This window comes from Nitrospirota bacterium (assembly GCA_016207905.1).
Lineage (GTDB): Bacteria > Nitrospirota > Thermodesulfovibrionia > Thermodesulfovibrionales > JdFR-86 > JACQZC01.
This window is the reverse complement of record JACQZC010000057.1, coordinates 1-25,455: the sequence shown is the minus strand read 5'-3', so window position 1 is coordinate 25,455 and position 25,455 is coordinate 1. Positions and strand designations below refer to the sequence as shown.

At 43.7% G+C, this 25,455-nt stretch carries 27 protein-coding genes; 16 read left to right on the top strand and 11 right to left on the bottom strand.

Annotation, left to right across the window (positions count from 1 at the left end; genetic code table 11):
* Positions 1-47: 47 nt before the first annotated feature.
* Positions 48-2,627 (bottom strand): DNA mismatch repair protein MutS, encoded by a 2,580-nt coding sequence (gene mutS / locus HY805_07340; GenBank protein MBI4824024.1) that lies wholly within the window; start codon positions 2,625-2,627, stop codon positions 48-50.
* A gap of 354 nt (positions 2,628-2,981) precedes the next feature.
* Here mutS and HY805_07335 point away from each other — a divergent pair, with 354 nt between their 5' ends.
* The 4 genes from HY805_07335 to HY805_07320 are packed head-to-tail and all read left to right on the top strand — an operon-like array spanning position 2,982 to position 7,104.
* Positions 2,982-4,019: an AAA family ATPase gene (locus HY805_07335; GenBank protein MBI4824023.1), complete on the top strand. Its 1,038-nt coding sequence runs from the start codon at positions 2,982-2,984 to the stop codon at positions 4,017-4,019.
* Positions 4,012-4,677 (top strand): hypothetical protein, encoded by a 666-nt coding sequence (locus HY805_07330; protein MBI4824022.1) that lies wholly within the window; start codon positions 4,012-4,014, stop codon positions 4,675-4,677. Before HY805_07335 ends, HY805_07330 begins: the two co-directional genes overlap by 8 nt.
* A gap of 16 nt (positions 4,678-4,693) precedes the next feature.
* Positions 4,694-6,271 (top strand): methionine--tRNA ligase, encoded by a 1,578-nt coding sequence (gene metG / locus HY805_07325; protein MBI4824021.1) that lies wholly within the window; start codon positions 4,694-4,696, stop codon positions 6,269-6,271.
* Complete coding sequence (locus HY805_07320) at positions 6,268-7,104, top strand: site-2 protease family protein (GenBank protein ID MBI4824020.1); 837 nt, start codon at positions 6,268-6,270, stop codon at positions 7,102-7,104. Before metG ends, HY805_07320 begins: the two co-directional genes overlap by 4 nt.
* A 10-nt stretch (positions 7,105-7,114) precedes the next feature.
* Here HY805_07320 and gyrB read toward each other — a convergent pair whose 3' ends face one another.
* From gyrB to prfB, 6 genes are all read right to left on the bottom strand, one after another.
* Positions 7,115-9,517, bottom strand: coding sequence for a DNA topoisomerase (ATP-hydrolyzing) subunit B (gene gyrB, locus HY805_07315; GenBank protein MBI4824019.1), 2,403 nt, complete (start codon positions 9,515-9,517; stop codon positions 7,115-7,117).
* Positions 9,518-9,592: 75 nt separating this feature from the next.
* Entirely contained in the window at positions 9,593-9,850 is a 258-nt protein-coding gene (locus HY805_07310; protein MBI4824018.1) for a type II toxin-antitoxin system RelE/ParE family toxin, read from the bottom strand.
* Between the two features lie 3 nt (positions 9,851-9,853).
* Positions 9,854-10,069 (bottom strand): hypothetical protein, encoded by a 216-nt coding sequence (locus HY805_07305; GenBank protein MBI4824017.1) that lies wholly within the window; start codon positions 10,067-10,069, stop codon positions 9,854-9,856.
* A gap of 48 nt (positions 10,070-10,117) precedes the next feature.
* Positions 10,118-11,212, bottom strand: coding sequence for a DNA polymerase III subunit beta (gene dnaN, locus HY805_07300; GenBank protein ID MBI4824016.1), 1,095 nt, complete (start codon positions 11,210-11,212; stop codon positions 10,118-10,120).
* An 8-nt stretch (positions 11,213-11,220) separates the two neighbouring features.
* Entirely contained in the window at positions 11,221-12,552 is a 1,332-nt protein-coding gene (gene dnaA / locus HY805_07295) for a chromosomal replication initiator protein DnaA (GenBank protein MBI4824015.1), read from the bottom strand.
* A gap of 257 nt (positions 12,553-12,809) precedes the next feature.
* Positions 12,810-13,932 (bottom strand): peptide chain release factor 2 gene (gene prfB / locus HY805_07290; protein ID MBI4824014.1). Its coding sequence is split into 2 segments (ribosomal slippage): positions 12,810-13,871 and positions 13,873-13,932, totalling 1,122 coding nucleotides; the frame shifts between segments, so codons are not numbered across the junction.
* A 171-nt stretch (positions 13,933-14,103) separates the two neighbouring features.
* Here prfB and HY805_07285 point away from each other — a divergent pair.
* Genes HY805_07285 through HY805_07275 form a run of 3 tightly spaced genes read left to right on the top strand, consistent with a single transcriptional unit; the run spans position 14,104 to position 18,742 of the window.
* Positions 14,104-16,161, top strand: a complete 2,058-nt coding sequence (locus HY805_07285) for an SLBB domain-containing protein (GenBank protein ID MBI4824013.1) — start codon at positions 14,104-14,106, stop codon at positions 16,159-16,161.
* On the top strand, positions 16,148-17,584 hold the full coding sequence (locus tag HY805_07280; GenBank protein ID MBI4824012.1) for a capsule assembly Wzi family protein: 1,437 nt from the start codon (positions 16,148-16,150) through the stop codon (positions 17,582-17,584). The genes HY805_07285 and HY805_07280 overlap by 14 nt, the downstream gene beginning before the upstream one ends.
* A gap of 18 nt (positions 17,585-17,602) precedes the next feature.
* On the top strand, positions 17,603-18,742 hold the full coding sequence (locus HY805_07275; protein ID MBI4824011.1) for a hypothetical protein: 1,140 nt from the start codon (positions 17,603-17,605) through the stop codon (positions 18,740-18,742).
* Here the strand turns inward: HY805_07275 and HY805_07270 are convergent.
* The 3 genes from HY805_07270 to HY805_07260 form a co-directional block, all read right to left on the bottom strand.
* Complete coding sequence (locus HY805_07270) at positions 18,724-19,197, bottom strand: methylated-DNA--[protein]-cysteine S-methyltransferase (GenBank protein MBI4824010.1); 474 nt, start codon at positions 19,195-19,197, stop codon at positions 18,724-18,726. The genes HY805_07275 and HY805_07270 overlap by 19 nt on opposite strands.
* A gap of 5 nt (positions 19,198-19,202) precedes the next feature.
* Positions 19,203-19,373 (bottom strand): hypothetical protein, encoded by a 171-nt coding sequence (locus tag HY805_07265; GenBank protein ID MBI4824009.1) that lies wholly within the window; start codon positions 19,371-19,373, stop codon positions 19,203-19,205.
* A 95-nt stretch (positions 19,374-19,468) separates the two neighbouring features.
* Complete coding sequence (locus HY805_07260) at positions 19,469-20,344, bottom strand: 4-hydroxy-tetrahydrodipicolinate synthase (GenBank protein ID MBI4824008.1); 876 nt, start codon at positions 20,342-20,344, stop codon at positions 19,469-19,471.
* Between the two features lie 268 nt (positions 20,345-20,612).
* Between HY805_07260 and rpsF the strand changes: the two genes are divergently transcribed.
* The 6 genes from rpsF (at position 20,613) to HY805_07230 (ending at position 22,605) form a co-directional block, all read left to right on the top strand.
* A complete protein-coding gene (rpsF, locus tag HY805_07255) occupies positions 20,613-20,972 on the top strand; it encodes a 30S ribosomal protein S6 (GenBank protein MBI4824007.1) in 360 nt (119 codons plus the stop codon).
* A 5-nt stretch (positions 20,973-20,977) separates the two neighbouring features.
* A complete protein-coding gene (ssb, locus tag HY805_07250; protein MBI4824006.1) occupies positions 20,978-21,367 on the top strand; it encodes a single-stranded DNA-binding protein in 390 nt (129 codons plus the stop codon).
* A 9-nt stretch (positions 21,368-21,376) separates the two neighbouring features.
* Positions 21,377-21,604, top strand: a complete 228-nt coding sequence (locus tag HY805_07245; GenBank protein MBI4824005.1) for a 30S ribosomal protein S18 — start codon at positions 21,377-21,379, stop codon at positions 21,602-21,604.
* Positions 21,605-21,886, top strand: a complete 282-nt coding sequence (locus tag HY805_07240; protein ID MBI4824004.1) for a DUF507 family protein — start codon at positions 21,605-21,607, stop codon at positions 21,884-21,886.
* Positions 21,886-22,158 (top strand): DUF507 family protein, encoded by a 273-nt coding sequence (locus tag HY805_07235; GenBank protein MBI4824003.1) that lies wholly within the window; start codon positions 21,886-21,888, stop codon positions 22,156-22,158. Before HY805_07240 ends, HY805_07235 begins: the two co-directional genes overlap by 1 nt.
* A 69-nt stretch (positions 22,159-22,227) precedes the next feature.
* On the top strand, positions 22,228-22,605 hold the full coding sequence (locus HY805_07230) for a DUF5618 family protein (GenBank protein MBI4824002.1): 378 nt from the start codon (positions 22,228-22,230) through the stop codon (positions 22,603-22,605).
* 135 nt (positions 22,606-22,740) lie between these two features.
* Here HY805_07230 and HY805_07225 read toward each other — a convergent pair whose 3' ends face one another.
* On the bottom strand, positions 22,741-23,391 hold the full coding sequence (locus HY805_07225) for a porin family protein (GenBank protein ID MBI4824001.1): 651 nt from the start codon (positions 23,389-23,391) through the stop codon (positions 22,741-22,743).
* A gap of 255 nt (positions 23,392-23,646) precedes the next feature.
* On the opposite strand from HY805_07225, the gene HY805_07220 reads away from it, so the two are divergent.
* The 3 genes from HY805_07220 (at position 23,647) to HY805_07210 (ending at position 25,167) form a co-directional block, all read left to right on the top strand.
* The gene (locus HY805_07220; GenBank protein MBI4824000.1) at positions 23,647-24,000 is read left to right on the top strand and encodes a helix-turn-helix transcriptional regulator; all 354 of its coding nucleotides are present in this window, start codon (positions 23,647-23,649) and stop codon (positions 23,998-24,000) included.
* Positions 24,001-24,117: 117 nt separating this feature from the next.
* Positions 24,118-24,423, top strand: coding sequence for an HNH endonuclease (locus HY805_07215; GenBank protein ID MBI4823999.1), 306 nt, complete (start codon positions 24,118-24,120; stop codon positions 24,421-24,423).
* 51 nt (positions 24,424-24,474) lie between these two features.
* Positions 24,475-25,167 (top strand): response regulator, encoded by a 693-nt coding sequence (locus HY805_07210; protein MBI4823998.1) that lies wholly within the window; start codon positions 24,475-24,477, stop codon positions 25,165-25,167.
* Positions 25,168-25,455: the final 288 nt, after the last annotated feature.

Genomic DNA, 25,455 nt, shown 5'->3' with positions numbered 1-25,455 from the left:
TATTTAGCTAAGCTGTTTGAATTTCATATCATAGGTTTTTATTTTTGTCAAGGAATAAGACCTGCCTTTTCCTTCAGCTCCTTGAGCTTTCGAACTGCATCCTCAGGGAGGATGCCTTCGATATCCATGTTTTTTAGGTCCAAGACGAGGACATCTTGTGCCCCAATGAAGAGGTTGAGCTGTCCTTGTGCCTTCCCTTTGCCCCTTTGAAGTCTTGGCATGCCTGTAGTTGCTAAGGTTTCTTGCTCGAGGCTCATCAGGACATCCTTTGCCCTGTGCACAATCTCCTCAGGCATGCCTGCGAGCCTTGCAACATGGATGCCATAGCTTTTATCAGCCGGGCCTTCTTCTATCTTTCTTAGAAATATAATCTCTTCGCCCCATTCCTTGACTGCGACATTGAGGTTTTTAACTGCATCCACTGAAAGGGGAAGCTCTGTAAGCTCGTTATAATGGGTCGCAAAAAGCGTTCTTGCCATTATATGCCTAACGATATATTCTGCAGTTGCCCATGCAATGCTTATGCCGTCAAATGTGCTTGTCCCTCTTCCTATCTCGTCAAGAAGGATAAGGCTTCGCTCGGTTGCATTGTTTAAGATGTTTGCGGTCTCTATCATCTCCACCATAAATGTGCTCTGTCCCTTTATAAGGAAATCCGATGCACCGATTCTCGTAAAGACTCTGTCCACAACTCCGATGTCTGCCTCATCCGCAGGAACAAAACTGCCTATTTGCGACATAAGGGCTATGAGTGCTATCTGCCTTATGTATGTGGATTTCCCTGCCATATTTGGCCCCGTTATTATGAGCAGTCTCTGGGTCTTACTGTCCAGATAAACGCTGTTCGATATAAACCTTTCTTTCGTTGGAAGCCTCTCTAAGACAGGATGCCTTCCCTCTAAAATCTTTATGCCTGTGCCTTCATCCACATGAGGCATTACATAGTTATGCCTTTTTGCAACTACAGCCAAAGAAAGAAGGAAATCCACTATAGAAAGACTTCTGGCAGAGCTTAAGATACGCTCCGAATGCTCCCTAATACTCTCGAGAATCTCTCCAAATACATGGTATTCGAGTGCCTTTAGTTTTTCCTCTGCTCCTATGACCTTTGATTCGAACTCCTTAACCTCCGGGGTGATGAACCTTTCTCCGCTAACGAGAGTCTGCTTTCTTATGTATCTTTCAGGCACCTGCTCGAGGTTTGCATTTGTGACTTCTATGTAGTAGCCAAATATCCTGTTATAGCCGACCTTGAGTGAGGATATGCCTGTTTTTTGCCTTTCTTCTGCCTCTAAAGAGGCAATATAGTTTTTTCCGCTTCTGGAGGCTGCCCTAAGCTCATCGACCTCTTTACTGAATCCGTCTTTTATAATTCCACCTTCTTTGAGACCAAGTGGCGGGTGCTCTACGATGCCTTTCTGGATGAGATCTATGACCTCTGGCAGTTCCGAGATACCCTCTGATAGCTCCCTTAGATAATCGTCTGCCGAAGATAAAGTGGCTTTTTTGATATGCGGAAGATGCGAAATGGAGGTTTTAAGGGCAATCAGGTCTCTGGGGTTTGCAGTTGACATAGAGACCTTTCTTTCGAGCCTTTCTATGTCCTGAACCTTTCTCAGGCTGTTTCTCAGTGTCTCGGCAAGCGAGTAGTCCTCCACAAGATGCCTGACTGCATTCAGCCTTTTCCTTATCAGCCTGACATCTGTAAGGGGGTTAAGTAAGGCGGCTCTTAGAAACCTTCCGCCCATTGGCGTAAGTGTCTCATCCAGTGCCCAGAGAAGACTGCCTTCTGCCTTCTCACCCTTCAGGTTCCTTAGGAGTTCGAGATTCCTCTGTGTGGAGGCATCGAGAAACATCGTGGAGCTTTCGCTTCTCAGGGAAATCCTCTTGAGGTTCGAACTGACCTTCTCTATCTCCTCTATGTAGCTTAAAAGTGCACCTGCCGATGAGATGCACCCTGTCATGCCCTCACACCCATATCCTTCCAACGATGCTACCTTGAAGTATCTGAGGAGACATCTATATGCCTCCTCGTAATCGAATCTCCAATCCTCTATGGGGGTGCTAAAGTGCTCTTTCAGGGTCTCCGAGTAATGGAGATTATCCTTCAGACTTTCAGGGTAAATTATCTCTTTTGGCTCAACCCTCGCAATCTCATCCTCGATGGGCTTAAGGGTTTCGTATATTATAAACTCTCCTGTTGAGACATCCACAAGGGCTATGCAGTGTTTTTTAGCCTCGGGCATGAAGCTCATGATATAGTTATTTTCTTTTGGGCTTTCAGGTGTATGTGTGCCTGGGGTTATGACCCTGACCACCTCTCTTTGAACTATGCCCTTTGCATCTTTAGGGTCTTCTACCTGCTCGCATACTGCAACCTTATGCCCTGCTTTTATGAGCTTTGTTATATAGGAGTCTGCGGCAAAATAAGGAACGCCACACATTGGCATAGGCTCCTCCTTACCCTTTTCCCTCGTTGTCAGGGCTATCTGGAGAACCTTTGAGGCAGTCCTTGCATCCTCTCCGAACATCTCATAGAAATCCCCAAGCCTGAAAAGTAAGATGGCATCGGCATATTTTTTCTTGATGTCCTGATATTGCTTCATTAAAGGGGTAAGTTCTGACATAAAAATACTAAAACATTATTGAGTGAGATTTTTCAAGCCTTCCTAAAAAGAGATTTAATATTAGGCTATGAATAAGTTCAGATACATATGAGACTGAATGCGTCAATTAAATCACCCTCCCCTAACCCCTCCCATCAAGGGAGGGGATAAACAGGGTCTGTCATTCTGAACTTGTTTCAGAATCTCAGTTTACCCCCCCTTCCCCTTTTTACCCACCCCTTTCCCAAATCTCCCCTTCTATTCCCTCTCCCCTTGCGGGAGAGGGTTAGGGTGAGGGGGATATAACTTGTCTCATATGTCCTGAACCCATACACCTACCTTGTAAAGAATCCTCCCTGATGGTTATAATTCAGTATGGCATTGAAGGATGTTAAAGGTCATGAAAGACAGATTGATATGCTCAGGCATGCATTGAAAACAGGCAGGGTCTCATCTTCATATCTTTTTGCAGGAGAAGAAGGCATCGGGAAAAAGCTCATAGCAGTGAACTTTGCAAAAGCACTTAATTGTAAGAATGCCTATCATGACTCATTGGATGCATGCGATAAGTGCTCCTCGTGTAGAAAGATAGATTCCAATATACATCCTGATTTCTCTATTATTGGCCCTGAGCAAGGTGAAACAGAAGACTGGGCAGGAGTGGAAAAAGAAGTGCAAGGCTCCTCTCAGAAGAGGTCATATGAGATAAAGGTTTCCGAGATAAGGCGAATCGAAGAAGAGGTTCTTTCTCTTAAATCGTTTGAGGCAAAAACAAAGGTTGTTATCGTTGACGATGCCCATGCAATGAATCTATCTGCCTCAAACGCATTCCTTAAGAGCCTTGAGGAGCCACCTCTTGATAGCGTTATCATACTGATTACATCGAGCCCCAATAGTCTTCTTGAGACCATAAGGTCACGGTGTATGCGCATAAATTTCAAGCCCCTTAGCCCTGAGAACTCAAGAGATGTCATAAGGACCGGAAGAAAGAGCCGTTCTTCGGAGGTGGTTGACCAACTGGTCAGGCTTTCTATGGGAAGACCCGGATTAGCTGTCTCGGATGACCTGATAAAAGGCAGAGACAGGTTTATGGAACTGTTAAAGGCAATCCTTACACCTCAAAGCAAGGCTCTCTGGAAAGACAGGGCAGATATCGAGCAGTGGCTTGACACTGCATTGACGGTTCTCAGGGATATGGCGGTATTTAAAATAACAGCCTCCGTAGATGCCCTCATAAACAGGGATATGGCAGAGGCTATAAAAAACCTGTGCAGTAAGACTGACACTGTGGTTATAATAGAGTGTTACAGGAAACTTCTTGGTGTAAGAGGCTATGTCAGATTCAACCTGAATAAGGCGATAACATGGAACTATGTGGGTTCGGTTTTAAGGGGGTCAAAGGTAAATGCCTGATGTTGTTAGTGTAAGATTTCATAAATGCGGTAAGACATACGATTTTGAAGCTAATGGGATTGAGCTCCAAAAGGCTGACCTCGTTGTCGTTGACTCAGACTTAGGGGTAAGCATCGGAAGGGTTGTCTATAAAGGGCATAAGGATGAGCCGATACAGAAACCCCTTAAGCCTGTAGTAAGAAAGGCAACAGAGGAGGACATGGCTCAGGAAAGAGAAAACGCCTCTCTAAAGGAGGAGGCAAGGCTTTTTTACCTCGAAAGGGTTATGGCAAGAGGGCTTCCTATGAAGCTTGTGTGCACTGATGTTACATTGGATAAAAAACGCATCATATTTTATTTTGTAGCAGACTCAAGAATAGACTTCAGGGAGCTCGTAAAAGACCTTGCCGCAAAGTTCAAGGCAAGGATAGAGCTAAGACAAATTGGCGTTAGAGATGAGGCAAGGCTCATAGGAAACTTAGGCATCTGTGGCAGAGAGCTTTGCTGTAGAAGCTTTCTTACCTCTTTTGAGCCAATCTCGATAAAGATGGCAAAACAGCAGGAGCTTGTCTTGAACACAGCCAAGCTCTCGGGTGCATGCGGAAGACTCATGTGCTGTCTTGGCTATGAGTTGGAAACCGGAGAGGGCAAGGCAGAACCTGCTCAAAAGACTTCCTGAAAGACTTCAAACACATATGAAATCCTTTATTACCACTCCGATTTACTATGTGAATGACCTGCCCCACATAGGACATGCCTATAGCACAATTGCAGGAGATATACTTGCCCGCTACCAAAGACTCAGAGGAAGAAAAGTCTTTTTCCTTACAGGTGTGGATGAGCACGGACAGAAGGTGGAGATTGCCGCAAAGGAAAAACAAAGAACCCCAAAAGGGCATGCAGACATTATGGTTGAAAATTTTAAAGTCCTCTGGAGAAGGTGTAACATATCGAATTCTGCTTTTATAAGGACGACCGACCCTGAGCATAAAAAGGTCGTTCGGGAGGTGCTCCAAAGGCTATATGATAAGGGTGAGATAGTTAAAAGGGCTTATTCGGGCTGGTATTGCACGCCTGATGAGAGGTTCTGGACAGACAAAGACCTAATTGACGGAAAATGCCCTGACTGCTTTCGGGCAGTCGAGCACATAGAAGAGGAAAACTATTTCTTCCTCATGTCTAAGTATCGGGAAAAACTGATAGAACATATAAAAGAAAACCCCTCATACATAATGCCTGAGACAAGAAGAAACGAGGTTCTGGGGTTTCTGAAAAGCCAGTCCCTTGGAGACCTCTGTATCTCAAGGCCAATCAGCAGGCTTTCGTGGGGAATACCTCTTCCATTCGATAAGAGCTATGTAACCTATGTCTGGTTCGATGCACTTCTTAATTATTATTCCGCAGGAACATACCTTCTGCCCAATGACCTAAAGGATGGAGATTTCTGGGAAGACTCAAACACCATACACATTATTGGAAAAGATATACTCACAACCCATGCTGTTTACTGGTCAACGATGCTCATGGCACTTGAGTTTTCCCTTCCAAAAACCATATTTAGCCATGGCTGGTGGACTGTTAAAGGTAGGAAAATGTCAAAATCCATTGGAAATGTCATAGACCCTAATGAGATGATAGATAAATATGGTGCTGACAGCCTTAGATATTTTCTATTTAGGGAGGTTCCGTTTGGCTTAGATGGAGACTTCTCTGAAGATGCACTCATAAAAAGAATAAACACTGACTTAGCAAATGACTTAGGAAACCTTTTAAGTAGAACACTTACTATGATTGAAAAATACAGGGAGGGTGTAATCCCTCCACCTACAAATAGTAAAGATAGACCCGACCTTGAAGGGTATCTTCAGCCGAGGTTTCGTGACCCTCATTCAACAGGGAGTCTTCATACCTTTGAATATAATAATGACCTGTTTTTTAAAGGGCTTGATTTCCATAATGCTCTTATATATCTTTGGACTTTTATCAACGATGTAAACAAATACATAGAGGACTCTTCGCCATGGAAGGAAAAAGACGAAGGAACCCTTTCTAACATACTTTATCACTTAGCCGAATCCTTAAGGCTTATAGCCATTTATCTTTATCCATTTATGCCTGAAACAGGAGATGAGATATGGAGACAGTTGGGAATCGAAGATGCCATTGAAAAGACCGTATCTGAAAACCCCAATGGAATCTTAAAGTGGGGAGCATTTCTACTGAGCAAAAAAAGGGTTCAGAAAGGCAGACATCTATTTCCGAGGATAATATGAAAAGGATTCCATATCTACATGTTTTGCTTTTCCTTCTGACATTTCTTACTACCACATTAGCAGGTGCTCTGCAAAAGGGTGTAAACCCCCTTAAAGAGCCGTGGAGGATTTCTGAGGGTATCCCGTTTTCATTTACCCTGATGGCAATACTTTTGAGCCATGAGCTAAGCCATTATTTTGCAGGAAGGATGCACCGCATAAAGGCAACCCTTCCTTATTTCATACCCTTTCCGTTTTCTCCGATAGGGACATTTGGGGCATTCATAAAGATGCGTTCCCCTATAGAAACAAGACAAGCACTTATAGATATAGGTGCATCGGGCCCAGTAGTAGGGTTTGTCGTGTCAGTGGTTGCAAGCATTATTGGACTTCATAGCTCGGAAGTGATTATGAGACCAATGGATGTCACATTAAGCCTTGGGGATTCAATGCTGTTTAAGGCACTGTCTAATGCAGTTGTTGGTGTGCCGGCTGAAGGGTATGAGATACTTTTACATCCAGTTGCCTTTGCAGGCTGGATTGGGCTTTTTGTAACTTCCTTAAACCTTATTCCAATTGGTCAGCTCGATGGGGGACATATTGCCTTTGCATTTCTTGGCAGGTTTCACAGGCATCTTTCAGTGAGCCTTGTGCTTGTCCTTGCAGTCTTAGGCTTCTTTTCTTGGGAAGGCTGGAGCATCTGGGCAGTCTTAATGGTCATATTGGGCTTAAGGCATCCTGCTGTAATGCATTGGGAGCAGAGGCTTGACCCTAAAAGGAGATTCCTTGGATGGCTTTCGCTTTTTATATTCGTCGTAACATTCATCCCTTCGCCTTTCAAGGTAACTATGTAGGGGATTTCTTTTAGACATCCAGATACCTTACCTCTAAGGCATGTTTTGTAATGAACTCTTTTCTTGGCTCGACCTGGTCTCCCATAAGAATTGTAAAGATATTGTCTGCCTGAACCGAGTCTTCTGTGGCAACCTGAAGGAGGGTTCTTTTTTCGGGGTCCATCGTGGTCTCCCAGAGCTGTTCTGGGTTCATCTCTCCAAGTCCTTTATATCTTGTGATGCTTAAGCCTTTCTTTGCAGCGGCAAGTATATGCTCAAAGAGGCTACTGGTCGTCTCAACCTCTATTAAGCCATTGTCCTTTGTTCTTATGGCGTAAGGAGGGCCCATCTCCCTTATGCCCTGATAGAGTTTTTCGAGCTCCCTGAATTCAGGCAAGGAGAGAAATTCGGCATCAAGGCTGACCTTATAGTTCTGCCTTTTAATCTCAACTGCATAGCTGGCGTGTTCCTCGTCAAAGGTTGTCTCGCTGATACGGCTGTCTGGAAGCAGTTCTTTGACATCCTCGAGAAACCCATGAAACCTCTCTTTGTCTTTAAGCACATCCTTATTTATGCCTTTTGAAAGCATCATGCGTAGTAAGTCGGGGTCCCTGCGCCTTCTCACAAACCACTCGTTGAGTCTGTCGAATTTCATAATCAGTCTGAGTGTTGGTATAAGAGCTTTGCCTTTTCTCAGCTGTCCTTTTACTGAAAGCTCTACCTCTTCCGAGGCAAGCTCAAAGAGCATATTTGTAAGCTCTGTGTCGTTCTGAATGTATTTTTCTACTCTTCCCTTTTTGACCTTATAGAGAGGTGGCTGTGCGATGTAGAGATAGCCCCTCTCTATGAGCTCTGGCATCTGTCTAAAGAAAAATGTCAGAAGCAGTGTTCTGATATGTGCACCATCTATGTCTGCATCGGTCATGAGTATGACTCTGTGGTATCTTGCCTTTGAGATGTCAAAGTCCTCTGTGCCGATGCCTGTGCCCAGGGCAGATATGAGGATTCTAATCTCCTCTGATGTAAGCATCTTGTCAAATCTTGCTTTTTCCACATTGAGAATCTTTCCCCTGAGAGGAAGGATTGCCTGTATGCGTCTGTCCCTGCCCATCTTGGCAGAGCCTCCTGCAGAGTCTCCTTCTACGATGAATATCTCGCTCAGGGCAGGGTCTTTTTCCGAGCAGTCAGCTAATTTTCCGGGAAGGTTTGTGCCCTCGAGTATGCCTTTTCTTCTTGTAAGCTCCCTTGCCTTTCTTGCGGCTTCTCTTGCCCTCGATGCCTGAATTGCCTTGTCAATAATCTTTCTTGCGATAGAGGGGTTTTCCTCGAAAAATGCACCGAGGGTATCGTTTACGATAGACTCTACGGTGCCCTTTACCTCTGTGTTTCCAAGCTTCATTTTTGTCTGACCCTCGAACTGCGGGCTCGGAAGCTTAACGCTTATCACTGCAGTCAAGCCTTCTCTTATGTCCTCGCCACTTAGTGTCTCCTTTACTGTCTTAAATGCAGTTGCGGATGTGGCATAGGCATTTGCAGTCCTTGTAAGGGCTGATTTAAAGCCTATGAGGTGGGTTCCGCCTTCTTTTGTGTTTATGTTATTTGCAAATGTGTAGATTATCTCTGTATAGCTATCGTTATACTGAAGTGCGACCTCTACGGAAATGCCTTCTTTTTCGCCTGATATATAAACAGGCTTTGGGTGCACAGGTGTTTTGTTTTTATTCAGGTGCTCGACAAAGGAGACGATTCCGCCCTTATAAAGGAACTCGTTCTTTTTATCAGCCCTTTCATCATGCAGGGAGATTCTAAGTCCCCTGTTAAGGAATGCAAGCTCACGGAGCCTTTGTGAAAGGATATCATAGCCGAACTCCTCGACTCCGAAAATCTCTGTGTCAGGCTTGAAGGTAATCTTTGTGCCTCTTTTTTTTGTCTTTCCGACAGTAGAAAGCTTTCCTACAGGCACACCTCTTTCGAATCGCTGTTGATAGACCTGTCCTTCCTGCTTTATCTCCATCTCAAGCCACTCTGAAAGGGCATTGACAACAGAGACTCCGACTCCATGAAGCCCGCCTGAGATTTTGTATGCCTTTGACTCGAACTTTCCGCCTGCATGTAGCTCTGTAAGGGCAATCTCAGCCGCAGACCTGCCTTCAGGGTCTCCTGGGTGTAGTCCTGTGGGTATGCCCCTTCCATCGTCTATGACAGTGCATGAGCCATCGTGATGGAGTATCACATTTATGTCAGTGCAGAACCCGGCAAGTGCCTCATCAACGGAGTTATCGACTACCTCGTAGACAAGATGATGAAGCCCCTCTGGACCTGTCGAGCCTATGTACATGGCAGGCCTTTTTCTAACGGCATCTAAGCCCTTCAGAATCTTTATATCCTCTGCCCCGTATGTCTCTATGCCGTTATTTACTGTTTTTTCTTCCATATAATTATTATAACTTAAATGACTACTTCTTTGTGGCAGGACTTTTCATTAGAAGGGCATTGTAGCTAAGAGACGCTATCTATAAATCTCTCTCCTATGCCCTGTTTTGTGAACTGTAATAACCTTTTCCTTATGGCTGATTTCATAGATGACCCGATAGTCGCCAATTTTGAGTTTATAAAAGCCGGAAAAAGTTCCTGCAAGCGGTAGGAGATTGATAGCCTCAATGTTTTCTTGAAGCCATGTAAGTTTATCTGAAACTCTCTGGGCTACGGCTTTGTCAAGTTTAGATAGGTCTTTTAGGGCAATAGGCAGGATGATTACACGATACATGAATCACTTAAGCCCTAATTGCTTTTTAACTTTCTCAAGGGGGATTCCCTCGCCCCGCTCTTTCTGCCTTATTGACTCCTTTAGTTCCTCAATGATTTCAGGTCTTAGCTCAAGCCCATAATCAGGGTCAAGTGTTTCAAGGACAGCATCTTTTATAAGTGCCTTAAGCTCTTTGACAGTCATATCGCTTACCTTTTTATCTTCTGTGACTGTAGGCATGATTTTGCCTCCTTTTATGGTTTCTTAAAAGAATTCTAGCACAGCTTCCTATAGCCTCATAGGCATGACAACGCACTTATATGCCTCGGAGCCCTCTTCCTTTAATAGGGTTGGGCTTAGCTGGTCATGAAGCTCAAAGACAGCCTTATCGGTCGAGATAGCAGACAAAGCATCGAGCAGGTATCTTGCATTAAACCCGATGGTCAAGTCCTCGCCCTTATAGTCAATATTGACCTCATCGGATGCCTCGCCTAAGTCTGGATTGGAGGTTGTAAGGGTCAGCATGCCTTTTGAGATGTCCGCCTTTACGGCAGAGCTTCTTTCCCTGCTCATTATTGCAACCCTTCTTAGTGCCTTTATAACAGCCTCTTTATCGATTAGGAGCTTCTTTTCGTTTTCAGTCGGGACGACCTTGGTATAGTTTGGATAAGTGCCCTCTATCAGGCGTGCAAGGAAGGTAATCTCTCCTACTTTAAAAAGGACATGGTTCTTCCCAATGGTGACTGACACAGCTCCGTCTTTGTCAAGGAACTTTCTTAGTTCACCTGCGGCTTTTCTGGGCACTATGGCATTTTTCTCCTCTTTAACCGGGGTTGTTTCTTTACTGAGCACAGCCATCCTGTGTCCATCCGTGCCTACAGCCGTAAATGTGCCTTCGTGGATGTGAAATAGGATGCCATTGAGGGTATATCGGGTGTCCGATTCGCCTGCCGCATATATGGTCTTTTCTATCATCTCGGAAAGCATCTTTGCCTCTATTTGAAGCTCCTCTCCTGATTCCATCTTTGGCCATTCGGGGAAATCCTCAGGAGGAAGGCATGCGAGACGGAAGTTTGAAGTTCCTGCCTTGACCCTTATCCAGTTGCCATCCTCTGACTCTATGGAGATGTCTCCGTCGACCTCCCTTACGATTTCAAAGAGCTTTCTTGCTGGTATAGAGAGCCTGCCTTCTTTTTCGACGCTTAGGGCAATTGGCTCTTTTATGGCAGTCTCTAAGTCGGTTGCCATGATATAAGAGCCTTTTGTCTTTTTTGCCTCTAAAAGAAAATGGCTCAGGATTGGCATTGTATTTCGCTTTTCCACTACATTCTGAATATCCGAGAGTTTTTCGAGAAGCTCTTGTTTTGGAACCGTTAGTTTCATATTCCCTCCTATGGCTTTAGTTTATTTATAAAGTTTTCGATCAGCCTGTTAAAGTTCTCATCCACAGTTTTTCTGCCTTCGATCTGCTTGCACGCATAAATAACGGTTGCATGGTCTTTTCCGCCAAAGCCCTTGCCTATCTCGCTTAGGGAGGCATCCGTGAGCTCTCTGCTCAGGTACATGGCTACCTGTCTTGGCGATGCAATGTCCTTTGTCCTTTTCTTCGCCTTCATATCGTTTGGCTTAAGACCGAAATACTCAGCCACTGTCTTAAGGACGGTCTCCACGGTGAGTGCCCTTTCATCCTCTGCAATGACATCCCTAAGGAGCGTCTTTGTAGTTGCCATGTCTATGGGTTTTCCTGTAAGTGCGGAGTGGGCGCCGAGCCTGATAAGGCATCCCTCTATGTCCCTGATGTTGGACTTTATCTTTGTGGCAAGGAAATGCGCAACATCCCCTGGCAGGGTCAGCTTGTCTGCCTCTGCTTTTTTGTGGATTATTGCAATCTTTGTCTCGAGCTCAGGGGGCTGGATGTCTGCAATAAGCCCCATGCCGAATCTTGAGCGCAGTCTGTCTGTCATGGATTTTATCTCCTTTGGAGGTCTGTCGCTTGAAAGCACAATCTGTTTCTGTCTTTCATAAAGCACATTCAGGGTGTGAAAAAGCTCTTCCTGCGTTGCGGTCTTATTCTCCATTAGCTGGACATCGTCCATTAGGAAAAGGTCAAGGCTTCTGTATTTACTCTTTAGGTCTTCTGTTTTTCCCACCCTGAAGGCAGAGACGACCTCGCTTATGAACTGGTCTGTGGAGACATAAAGGATATTGAAGTCCTGTTTTCTGTCTACAACGAAGTTTCCGATTGCACTCAAAAGATGGGTCTTTCCTTGACCAACGCCTCCATAAATAAAAAGCGGATTATACACTGTCCCGGGGGACTCAGAGACGGCCTTTGCAGCGGCTCCGGCAAACTGATTAGATGGTCCTACGACAAAGTTATCAAAGGTGTATTTAGGGTTTAAATAGATTCCCTTACTTGCAAGTCTTGTCCTTCTGCTTTCGAGCCTTGCATCGAGCCTCTTTATCTCGCTCACCTGTTTTTCGGCAACCTTGTATTTTACAGTCACCTGTTTGCCGAGAATCCCTGTCAGTGTCTCGGCTATTACCGAAGGATGATAGTCCTCTATCCACTCCTTAAAAAATCTGTTTGGAACCTCAACCGTGACCTGTCCTTCCTTGAGTTGTGTAAGTTTTGAGGATTTAAACCAGAGCTCAAATATGCTCCCGCCAACCTTACTTTCTATTTCCGAAAGACTTTTTTCCCAGAGCTTTTCGATTTCCATTTATAAAATTACCAACAATTTCCCAACAGATGTTGGGATTTCCCCTTATAGTAAATTTTTCCCTACTGCTTATTATAAGTAAATGCGGTTGTTTTTGTCAGTATCTTTTTAATATTCTACTTTTGGTCCTTCTATGTTCATTACTCGATTAAGAGTAAACACATTTACAAACATGGCAATACTGTATCTTTTATAGTAAATCTGCATTTTTTCACATTATCAACTATTACTACTACTTCTAACACTTTTTATATATATTAAAGAGTTAGTAGAGAGACTTTATCCTTACGAATTTTAAGTGCTTCATTTATAAATATATCAATTTTTCCATCTAACACGGCATCCACATTGCCTATTTCCATTCCTGTTTTATGGTCCTTAACGAGTCTATAAGGCTGGATCACATAGGAGCGAATCTGACTGCCCCATGCAATGCCTTTCTTATTACCCATTGTCTCATCAAGTTTTCTCTCCTTCTCCTTAAGTCCCATATCATAAAGTCTTGCCCTAAGAATTTTCAAGGCAACCTCTTTGTTTCTATGCTGTGAGCGCTCGTTCTGACAAGAGACGACTATACCTGTAGGGATGTGAGTGATTCTTACGGCAGAAGAGGTCTTATTTACATGTTGTCCTCCAGCACCAGATGCCCTGAATGTGTCAATCTTCAGGTCGTCTTCTTTTATACCAACCTGTATTTCGTCTTCGATTTCAGGGTAGATAAGAACTGCGGAAAAGGAAGTATGTCTTCTTTTATTTGCATCAAAAGGAGATATTCTGACTAATCTATGCACACCTTTTTCACCTTTCAGATATCCATAGGCATAGGTGCCTTTAACAGTCATGGTAACGCTTTTAATTCCTGCTTCCTCCCCAGGCAGGAGGTCAATGATAGTAGTCTCATAACCATGCATTTCTGCCCATCTGAGATACATGCGCATAAGCATTTGTGCCCAGTCCTGACTCTCGGTGCCACCTGCACCTGGGTGAATCGTGATAATGGCATTGTTTCTGTCAAACTCTCCTTGAAGCAGGTGACGGAGCTCAAGGTCCTCTACAGAGCGGCTGAGCCCTAAAACCCCCCTTTCTATTTCCTCGAGGAACACCTCGCCGCCTTCTTCCTCAAGCACATCTAAGGTAGAGGAAAGGTAGGAAAACCTCTCTGTCAGAGCGAAAAATGGCAGTAAAATGTCCTCTTTGGATGCCTTTTGTGTTTTAAGTCTGCGTAGCTTTTCAAGGCTTGACCAGGAGCTTTCTTTAGAAAGCTCTTTATCTATAGAGGCTATCTCCTCTTTGAGCTTCTCGACATCAAAGATAACCTCTCAGGGACCCTATCCTTTGTCCAAGCAAAAAGAGGGCTTCTTTTATTTCTCCTTTAAGCATCGTACCTCCGACTGAAAAGCAGTTAAAGATATTTATTATGATAACATAAAAACCAGTTATTTTCCAGTTGACACGCCTTCAAGTTGTGGTATAATCACTAACAAAACCAAAAGTTGCTATATGGGACGGACAACCTTCATAATTAGTCTTTTACTTCTAACAGGGTTATTTATGCCTGCTTTTTCAGAGGTCAAGACGATTTCCATTAGTTCGGGGCTACAAAACACAGTAATGCCAGAGGAGAAAACAACCTTAGAGCCTGAAAGTAAAGCCCTGAGGCAGGAAGAAGGTCCTGAGGTGGTAGAGTTAGAAGAAGAGCTATCTCAATTCGAGCAATATATCTCAGGCGTCAAGAACGCATCGACAATCTCAACTGACCTCAGACAATTTGGCTATAAGCTTTTTGCCAAGCCCCCTTCCTCGTTTGCACCAGTTGAGACCGTACCTGTTGGCCCTAATTATGTTTTAGGTATCGGGGACGAGATAAAGATAGCTGTTTGGGGTAATGTTGAGGGGCTATGGAGTGTCTTTGTGGACAGGGACGGCAATATTACCCTGCCAAGGATTGGCACATTCGGTGTTACTGGGCTTACATTTAATGAGCTAAAAGAGCTTATCTATAAGGAGTTTTCAAAATACTACACAGGGTTTCAAATGAATGTAAGCATGGGCTCTCTAAGGACCATAAGGGTCTATGTTATGGGCAATGCCCGAATGCCAGGGGCTTACACTGTTTCAGCCCTTTCAACCCTTGTGAATGCACTTTTTGAGGCAGGAGGCCCTTCAAAAACAGGCACTATGAGAAGGATAGAGCTTAAAAGAGGAGGAAAAACCATTTCTGAGTTTGACATGTATGAGTTTCTTCTAAATGGAGATAAGACAAAAGATGTAAGGCTCCTGCCAGAGGATGTAATCTTTATCCCTGTGGTCGGACAATTAGTTGCAGTCTCGGGAAATGTCAGAAACCCTGCGATATACGAGATAAAGACAGAGAGCAGACTTTCTGATGTGCTTGAGATGGCAGGAGGACTTATATGTGTTGCATTTAATGGAAGGGTGCAGGTTCAAAGGATCAAAGACCATCAATTCAAAACCATCCTCGAAGGAGACCTGATTGGGTTAGAAGCTCACCCTGAGAAAAACCTTATCCTTAAGGACGGGGATTTGATAAAGGTGTTTTCCGTTACAGAGGCAAAAGACACTGTCTTTGTCACAGGTGCAGTGGCAAATGAGGGAGAATATGGGATTATTCCGGGTGTAACGAGGTTAAGCAATGTAATCTCCCTAACAGGCGGACTGCTTTATTATGCCTCAGAGCAGGCAGAGCTTACAAGGCTCAATGTCACCCCTAATGGACCTCAAATAGAGGTGTTTGTCATTGACCTTCTAAGGGCACTTAAGGGCGACACGGAGCATGATCTATCCCTTGAGATGAACGACTATATTTTTATCCGAGCTGTCCCTGGATGGGGGCTTTATAAGACAGTAAGCATAGCAGGCGAGGTCAGGTTTCCGGGTGAATATACAATCAGGAAAGGCGAGAGGCTTTCTTCCATTATAAAGAGGGCAGGCGGATTTACCGAGAAGGCATATCTTAAAGGCACTGAGTTTATAAGGCAGAGCGTTAAGCAGTTTCAGCAAGAAAGGCTTAATGAGATAGCAGAAAGGCTCGAAAGGGAGCTTTTGTCTGTTGAGACCTCTCAGGTTGCAACCGCATTTTCTGCTGATGAGGCTAAAATACTACAGAGCGAGGCAGAGCAGAAAATGCGGTTTATCTCAGCCCTGAGGACAATAAAGGCAAAAGGCAGGATTGCCCTTAAAGTATCAGAGCCTGATGTGCTAATGCAAACCCCTTACGATATAGAGCTCGAAGAAGATGACTCCATCTATGTTCCAAGAGACCCGTTGACTGTTCAGGTTGTGGGCGCGGTTTATAACCAGAGCGCATTTATCTATGACAAAGGCAAAGACTACAGGTATTATATCAGCCTTGCAGGCGGGTATACAAAGAATGCAGAAAAAAGCAGTATATATATTCTAAAGGCAGATGGAACTGCCACAAGACCAGGCGGCGGGTTCTTTGGTATCTTCGAAGACATAGAGGCAGGAGATACGATAGTTATCCCGGAAAGACTCCAGAGGATTGCATGGATGAGAAATATAAGGGACATAACACAGATTCTTTATCAGATTGCAGTGTCAGCAGGAGTACTGATTGTCGTATTTTAGGCAAGGGCTGATTGTCATATCCTTATTGGGATTCATTACGGATGCATACGGAACTAATGTCTCTCAAGACGAGGATACATATGATTTGCTATTAATCTTAGAGGCAGAGGGGATTATTAAGAGCGGGCTTCTTACAACAAAGCCTATGACAAAAAAAGAGGTGGCAAGGCTTATAAAGGAGGCAGAGAAATCAGAGGCTAAGAAAAGCCCATTTATATCAGCCGTGATTAGCTCCCTTAAGAAGAAATTTAAGGCAGAGGTCGGGTCTCGGAAATATCTAAAGCCTATTGACACAGCATATGGAAGGCTCATTTACTCAGACAGAGATGCCCAAGAACTGAGCTATAACAACGATGGAGACTCTTATAGAAATGGCACGAATGTGAGGCTTGGGCTTTCGGGAATGGCAGAGTATGGTCGGCTTTCTGTGTTTGCCAACCCCGAGATAAGATATTCCTCGGAGAAGGCAGGCATTAAGCTTAGGAGGGGATATGTAACTTTCGGGTTCTTGGGGCTTGAACTTGAGATTGGAAAGGACTCTGAGTGGTGGGGGCCTGGATACCATGGAGCCTTACTCCTTTCTACGAATGCCGAGCCAGTGAAGATGCTCAAGCTTACAAACCCCAAACCAGCTCGTCTGCCATTCATACATGGACCATTCAGATTTACAGTGTTTGTATCGAGACTTGAAAAGGAAAGGGACTTTCCAGAGCCTTACTTATGGGGGCTCAGGTTTAATTTTAAGCCCATCCAGTATCTTGAGCTTGGGCTTCAAAGGACAGCCATTCTTGGAGGTGAAGGCAGGTCAGAGTCCCCTAAGACATGGCTTAATAGCTTTATAGGTAGGGGAGAAAACAATGCAGGCAGAGAGGCAGGCGACCAGAAGGCAGGTGGAGATGTAAAACTTATCTTACCATTTAGATGGCAACCTATGCAGATATATCTCGAGGCAGCTGGCGAGGATGAGGCAAACGGACTGCCCTCTAAATGGGCATACCTCGGGGGCATTTACTTACCAAGAATTCTCAGCATAGAAAATATAGATTTCAGGGCAGAATATGCCACTACCCATGTCAAGGGCTCTCCAAATGTCTGGTATAGCCACCATGTTTACACTTCAGGCTATACATATGAAGGAAGAACGATTGGTCATCACATGGGAGGAGACTCAGAAGATATATTCTTCGAGCTGAATTATCGTATGCCTGAGACAATGAGCAGGTTTTATGTCTCATATGACAGGGAAAGACACAATCTTTCAGACAGCCTCGATGCATCAAAGCATGAGGCATCGTTGGGAGTCAGGCTCATCGAGGGCAATATGGACATAGAGGCAGGACTGAGGACAGCATGGCTAAAAAGCACGAATGGAAACAAGGAAAACATAAGCATGGTTGTCTTAGGGATGAACTATCATTTTTAGGCATTTTTAGAGGGATATGTGCAGGCAGGAGACGAGATAAGCCTAATTGACTATCTAACAGTAGCTTTGAAGCAAAAAAAGCTTATTATCAGTATGACACTCATAGCCAGCCTACTTTCTGCCCTCATCAGCCTTCTCATGCCAAAGGTATATAAGGCAGAGGCAAAGCTCCTCCTGCCTTCGGGCCAGACAAGCCCTAATACTGCCTCGCAGGTTTTAAGTCAGTTAAGCAGTGTTCCGGGCATTGCCATTGGGGGCTTAAACATAAAGACAACAAATGACCTCTATACTGCCCTTCTTAAAAGCAGACCTGTCCTCGACAAAATAATAGAAAGGTTCGATCTCCATAGCAATAAGACAACGAGCCTTCAGTCCACAAGGGATTCCCTTCTTATGGCACTGAAGACTTATGACGATAAAAAAAGCGGAATATTGACTATTGGCGTAGAGCACAAAGACCCAAAGATGTCTGCCTCTCTTACGAATGCATTCGTAGAGGAGCTAAAAAGCCTAATACTTAATCTTGCTGTAACAGAGGCAGGCGAAAGAAGACTTTTCTTCGAGGAGCAGTTAAAGTCCGCAAAGGAAAGCCTTATAAAGGCAGAGGAGTCCCTCAGAGGGTTTCAGGAAAAAACAGGTGCAATCAGGATGGATGAGCAGGCAACCGCAGTGATAGGCAGTGTTTCGGAGCTTAGGGCACGGATTTCAGGAAAAGAAGTAGAGCTTAAGGTAATGAGAACTTATGCAACCCAGTATAATCCCGACATACAGATGATTGAAGAAGAGATAAGGGGTCTTAAGGCAGAATTAAACAAGCTTGAAACCAAAGGCAGTGGTCATAACCCGGAATCCCTCATGCCAGCAGGAAAGATACCTGCTATTGGCACAGAGTATATAAGAAGGCTGAGGGAATTTAAATACAGCGAGGCGATTTACGAGATTCTCCTCAAACAATACGAAGTCGCAAGGCTCGATGAGGCAAGAGACTCTGCAGTAATACAGGTGATAGAAGAGGCAATACCTCCTGAAAACAGGCTAAGGCCCAAAAGGACATCCATGGTTATAACAGGAACACTTATAGGCTTTATCCTTTCGGTCCTCACTGCATTTCTTATGCACTATATTCAGGGAAAAAAAGCTTATATATCCTCTGAATAGTAATACTCCAGTTCAAGCAATCTTCTTTTAATGTCAATGCCTGATGAGTAGCCTCCGATATGCCCGTCTGAGTCGATAATCCTGTGGCAGGGAAGCACTATGGATATTGGGTTTTTAGAAAGTGCCTGACCAACTGCCCTATGGGCTTTGGGCTTGCCTATTTTTTCCGAAAGCCACTTATATGTTCTCGTTTGTCCATAAGGCACATCCTTAAGCGTAAGCCAGACTTTTTTTTCGAAATCGGTTCCGCTAAGGAAAACCATCTCCTGATGAAACTCCCTTGACCTTCCTTCGAAATAAGCCATGAGTTCCTCTTTAAATGAGCCCGGGACTTCTCCAGCCTTTATGCCCTTTGGTTTTTCCAATGCGAGCTTAACTAAGTGTTTTCCAGAAAAAACTACATAGAGAAAACCGATTGGACTTGAAATCCGCTCAAATACTAACGAGCCTTTCATTGTCTTTAAAGGTTAAGCAGGTCTTTTCCTGCAAATATTAAGCCCATATATCGACAGCAAAGGGTGTTTTCAAGGTCGTTAAGAAAAGACCTTTCGATGCCGTCTTCAAATATGACCCTCACAATGCATGTGCCTCCATCGAGGCTTGAGTGCATCTCCTCTATTACCTCTCCCATGCCCCAGGTTTTATATCTCTTGTGCTTCACCCTGTCGCCAACTCTTAGGTATAACTGCATGAATTATTATGTCCAATTGCAGGTTGAAATGTAAACTAAATCAGTCCATAGTCCTTTAGAACTTTTTTAAGTTTTTCCTTGTTTGCATCCGAGATTTTGCAAAGCGGAAGCCTGAATTCCTCCCTGATTTTACCCATAAGAGAAAGCCCGGTCTTTACAGGTATGGGGTTTGTCTCTATGAACATCGAGGTGTTCAGGGGCTCCATCTTATAATGAAGCCTTCTTGCCTCAGAGATATCTCCTTTCTGCCATGCATCCCACATCAGAGCCGAATCCCGTGGGGCTATGTTTGCAGACACGGATATCGAGCCTTTTCCACCAAGTGCATACATCGGAAATGTAGTAAAGTCATCTCCTGATAGCACTGTGATTCTGCCCTGAGTGAGTCTCATTAGCTCGCTTACCTGTTTCATATCCCCTGTTGCCTCCTTTATGGCAACTATGTTTTTAATCTCTGCAAGCCTTGCCACTGTCTGTGGCAGTATATTTACAGCAGTTCTTCCAGGGACATTATAAAGGACAATAGGAAAGCCTTTTACCGAGTCCGCAACAGCCTTATAGTGCAGGTAGAGTCCCTCCTGAGTGGGCTTGTTATAGTAAGGAGACACAAGCAGTGCACCATCTGCCCCAAGGTTTCTTGCCTTCTTTGTTATGGTTATTGCCTCGTCAGTTGAGTTTGCTCCTGTGCCTGCAATAACAGGGATTCTTCCTGCCACTGTCTTAACCGTTATCTCTATGACCCTGTAGTGCTCGTCGTAATCCAATGTCGCAGACTCCCCTGTTGTACCACATGGTATTATGGCATCCGTGCCCTCCTTAATGTGCCATTCTATGAGTCTCTCTAATGCCTTCTCATCGAGTTTACCATTCTTAAAAGGCGTTACTATTGCAACCATAGAGCCCTGAAACATGTTTACCTCCTTTTCCCCTGAATCTGCCACCATTATAATAGTTTGAAACCAGGATGGTCAATATGCTGAACCCTAAAAGTGTCATTCTGAAGGACATTATCACTTTGGCAGGACAGTTTTAGAATCTTCTTGATTTTAACGATTCAAATGTGTTATAAAATCTAACTCCTTGCTCTCCTGTCTTGTCCCGAATTCGGGATAAGATAGAAGGGCTTTTCGCCAAATGGCAGGGTCCAAGAGACCCGGAGAAAATCCATGAGGAGGTTAGATGAATATCTACGAAAATATCATCATATTAGATGCATCCCTTACCGAGGAAGCCATCTCAGAGTCGGTCTCTAAAATAAAAGACCTTATAGAAGGCTCTGGTGGAGAGATACTAAAGACAGACCTCTTGGGAAGAAGAAAGCTCGCATACGAGGTAAACAAGCACAGCAAAGGCTTTTATGTCCTTGTTTTATTCAAGTCACCGCCATCTCTTATCAAGAAATTAGAGGACTACTACAAGGTCTTTGACCCAGTTATAAAGTTCATGGTTATAAGGCTGGAGAAAAAGCAGGCAGATGCCGCACTTTCAGGTCTTAAGGAAAAAGAAACAGCACCTGTGACACCAGAAGGAGGGCAATAACACCGGTGTATAATAGAATCATCCTTATAGGGAATCTCACAAAGGACCCTGAGCTGAGATACACGCCACAAGGCACGCCTGTTTCATCATTCAGAATAGCAGTAAACAGAAAATACAAACAGTCAGATACCATGAAGGACGAGACGCTTTTTATAGATGTAGTGGTGTTTGGCAAGCAGGCAGAGTCTGTAAGCCAATACCTCTCCAAGGGTAGTTCTGTGCTCGTGGAAGGAAGGCTTCAGGAGCGCAGATGGGAATCCGAAGGACAGCAAAAAAGCAAATTCGAGGTTGTTGCCCAGACAGTAAGATTTCTTTCAAAAAGGTCTTCAGCCGAGACAACAGCCCAGCCGGATATGACTCCTCCAGAGGAGATTACGGATATAGAGCCATTTTAGGAGGTATGATTGAGGCAAAGAAAATTTCTGCAAAAAAGAAGGTTTTGCAGGTTCTGCTCCGAAAAAGTAGAGTTTATCGACTACAAGGATATAAAAACCCTGAGAAGCTTTCTTACCGAAAGAGGTAAGATACTTCCCAGGCGAATGACAGGTGTGTGCGCAAAACATCAGCGTGCCCTTACAGAAGCAATTAAAAGGGCAAGAAGCGCAGTCTTACTGTCACCTGTAGAGAGGTAAATGAGAATCCCAAAGACATGGGTAAAAACCATGTCAAAAAAGATTGTCCTACACCTAATGGATGTTGACCTCATTGAGCCCCGTGCCTCGGAGGAAACCCTTATCTCAGAGACAGAGGCGATTATAATGAATGAGCTTATGGTAGAAGATAGGCTCAACGAAGAAGTTAGAGAGCTACTTAAAAAGCACGAGGCACAGATAGACAGGGGAAGGCTCGACTATAAAAGGCTCTTTGAGCTTACCAAGCAAAAGCTCGTTAAAGAAAGGGACATTGTGCTTTGATGCTCAAAGCCGAGAAAGTCACCCACCTCTCGCATGTCCTACTGAAAGGACTCCTCGATAAAAACCTTATAACCCTTAAAGACGAAGAAGGCAATGTAAGAAGGGCAATAAAGCATGTAATAGCCTCTGAGCTAAAAATAGGCGAGGATATGGATAAGTTAGTGAGGCGAAAACTTGAGTCCTTCTCTCGAAAGCTCCCTGAGGGCTCTCCTGAATGGGAGGTGCTTTATAAAAAATTCATGAGGGAAGAGGAGATAAAAAAGGGAAGGTAATGCAGAGAAATAATGCAGAGGCTCGTAGATTAGGTTTTAAAAATCCATGCAGATGAGGTAAAATAAAATATGAAAGAGGCCATGAGATATTTAAATAATGCAAGGGGGATCCTTAAATCAGCGAACATTGAGGATAATGCCTACACCGATGTCAAGTATGTGCAGGAAGCATGCGGGACCGCATATCTCGCTATATTGAAAGCAATTGATGAATATCTAATCAATAGAGGCGTAGACCAAAAGGACTTGCCACAATCGGTTGAGGGATACAGGGGGATGATAAAAAAATATTTAACTGTGCGTAATGGCAAGCTCGCAAAAGAATTTGAGAAACTATATAAGGAATTGCATATAGCAGGTTATTATAGAGGATTGCTGGAAGATGTAGACATGATAAAAGCTGCCCTCAAATCAGCAAGAGTCTTTATAGAGAAGATAGAAAAATAGACTTTCGTTCTACCTTACACCAATCCATAAATCACTGTGAAGTGGAGAGTTATTCTAAGCGGTGGGCGGGCATATGCCCGCCCACCTTCAGTCTTTCTTCACCAGTTGAAGGAGGGTTAGAAAGACATCCTCTTACTAAAACCTATACTTTAAGGCAAGATTTGTGATTACACCTCCACCTTCAACTTTTCCTATATCCAGAGAACTGCCGCCAGCGGATACTACTGTGCCATAATCAGGCTTTACTGAAAACCATTTTACCTCAAAGCCCAAGGCAATTGTTTTGGTAATATTGTAGTCAGCACCACCTACAACATGGTAGCCAAAAGCACCTTTACTCTTTGAGACACTATCATTGAAAACAGGGTTTGGGGGATAAACATATTCCGCTTCAACTTTAGTAAAGTAGTAGCCAAGTCCTGCACCTGCAAAAAGCTCAACCTTATCACCTGCTAATGGAAGTATGCCTTTTGCAGTTAGGGTGATGGGTATTGCAGAGGCAGTGTCTTCTTCCTTCTCACCTGTTGTTGGGTCATATATAAACTCGGCGGTTGTCCTAATGTAACCTATCCCTATCTCACCTGCAAGGTTTTTGTTAAACTTATAACCAAGGTCAGCCTCAATATTAGGTCCTATATCAAAGTCCTTTAAGCCATCCTCTTTCTGATTTGGGTAGAAGGCACCTAACTTTAAGTCAACATAACTCTTTGCATCTTGTGCATATACAGATGTAGCAACAAGCATCGCCATAAAAATCGTAATAACAGCCATAATAACCTTTTTCATCTTTCCCTCCTGATTTAGGATTTAAACGCATAATGTAAGTGTTTCCACGAAGTTATACCCCTTAAATCACTTAACCATCTACCTCCCCCTTTTCTCTCACCTCCCTCCTGGCTGTAATGTTGTTCAAATCTACAGAAGTATAAATAATCGAACCTATTAAGTCAAGAAAAATACAAAAATCGTATTGTCAGTTTCTCTTAATTAACCACCTCTACCTTCTATAATTCGGTATGACTAAGGTAATAGGAGGTGGGCATGGAAGGCCTCACCAATCAGTTAGGCAAAAGGGTAAAGCATATCAGGAAGGCGTTGAAACTTACGCAAGGAAAGATTGCTGAAAAGACAGGCTTAAGCGTGGAGTATATAAGCAGGATAGAGCGAGGCGTTGGACAGCCTTCTTTCAGAACCCTTGAGTCGCTGGCAAATGTTCTTCATGTAGATGTCAAAGATTTCTTTGATTTTAAGGCTCATATTATATTCAAGGATAAGAAACAAATCGCTAAACAGAAGAAAGAATATCTTGAGGCTATCTCATCCGAGCTGAGGAGTATGGAGATTCACGAATTGGCAGTAATTTATAATGTTATCAAGGGATTAGTAAGCAGATAGAGGCTTTTCACGGTTTTTTCGTATGAGGGGGGTGCATTTAAAAATGTCATGCTGAACTTATTCAGATTTGTATTCTTGGTTTCTACGTAGTATCATTTTCTGTTATCATAGGATTATATGAGAGGGTTCATCTCAGAAGTCAGCACTGAAGACATAAGGCGTGAAAAGGAGTCTGCCCGTCGGCTCAGGGCGTCTCAGTGGTGGAAGAGGAAACGCTCATCAGGTGTATGCTATTTCTGTAGGGTGACATTTAAGCCCACAGAGCTTACGATGGAGCACATTGTCCCACTCATCCGAGGTGGAAGGTCTATCAGGAGCAATATAGTGCCTGCATGCAAGGGGTGTAATAACAAAAAGAAATACATGCTCCCAATAGAGTGGCAAGAGTATATGGATAAACTATCACAGACTATCCCTGCCTAAATAATCTCCATTTTTTTGACAAAAGAACGGGTTTCTAATAAAATTGTCTATATGAAAAAGAAAATCCTCATAGTAGATGACCTAAGACCATTTATAGAGCAAGAGAAAAACATCCTCTCGAGGGCTGATTTTCAGCTCTTCACTGCAAGTAGTGGCAGGGAGGCATTAGAAATCCATAAAACCGAAAAGGTGGACATCATCATAGCTGACCTCGATATGCCTGAGGTGCCAGGGGATGAGCTTTCAAGGGCAATAAGAGAGGATAAGACACTTAAGAAGGTCTCAATCATAATTGTGTGCACCAAAAAAGCATCTGATATAGAAAGATGCGCAAGATGTGGTGCAAATACATATATCACAAGACCTCTCAAAGGAGAAGAGCTTCTCGAAAAGGTTCATAACCTTCTCGATGTCCCTTTAAGAAAAGACATAAGGGTGCTTATCAAGGTCGCAATCAAGGGAAGATTCGGAAGCGAGCCTTTTTTCTGCACATCTCAGGATATAAGTAAATCAGGTATCCTCATTGAGACAGACAAGACCCTCGCAAAAGGAGATATTGTCATATGCTCGTTCTTTATGCCTTATGAGGAGCGCATAGTGGCTGACTGCGAGGTAGTGAGGGTAATGAAAACAGGCAGTAGCTTATACTGTTATGGAGCAAGATTCATTAACTTAAATCCTGAATACGAATCTGTCATAGAAAGATATGTGAAAAAGCAGGGTAGTGTCAATCATTTTGTGTAAATTCCTTTAAGGGGTACTTCCCTTTGGGGCTTTGCCCCAAACCCCACTTCTTTTCTTTAGCCTCCTTCGCTTCACTGAAATTTTCTAAAGGGGTAAAGGGATTGAAAAATCTGAAGGTGTCATTCCCGCTTGTCGGGAATCGTTCTTTAAGAAGGATTCTGGACAAGCCAGAATGATACCATGAAAAAGAAAATGCACCTCCCATATTACAGAGCGATAGCTTAAGCTATCCTTCTACGGGTTTTAAACCCAGAGCCTTTTAAGGCTAAAGGAGGTGCACATATGAAG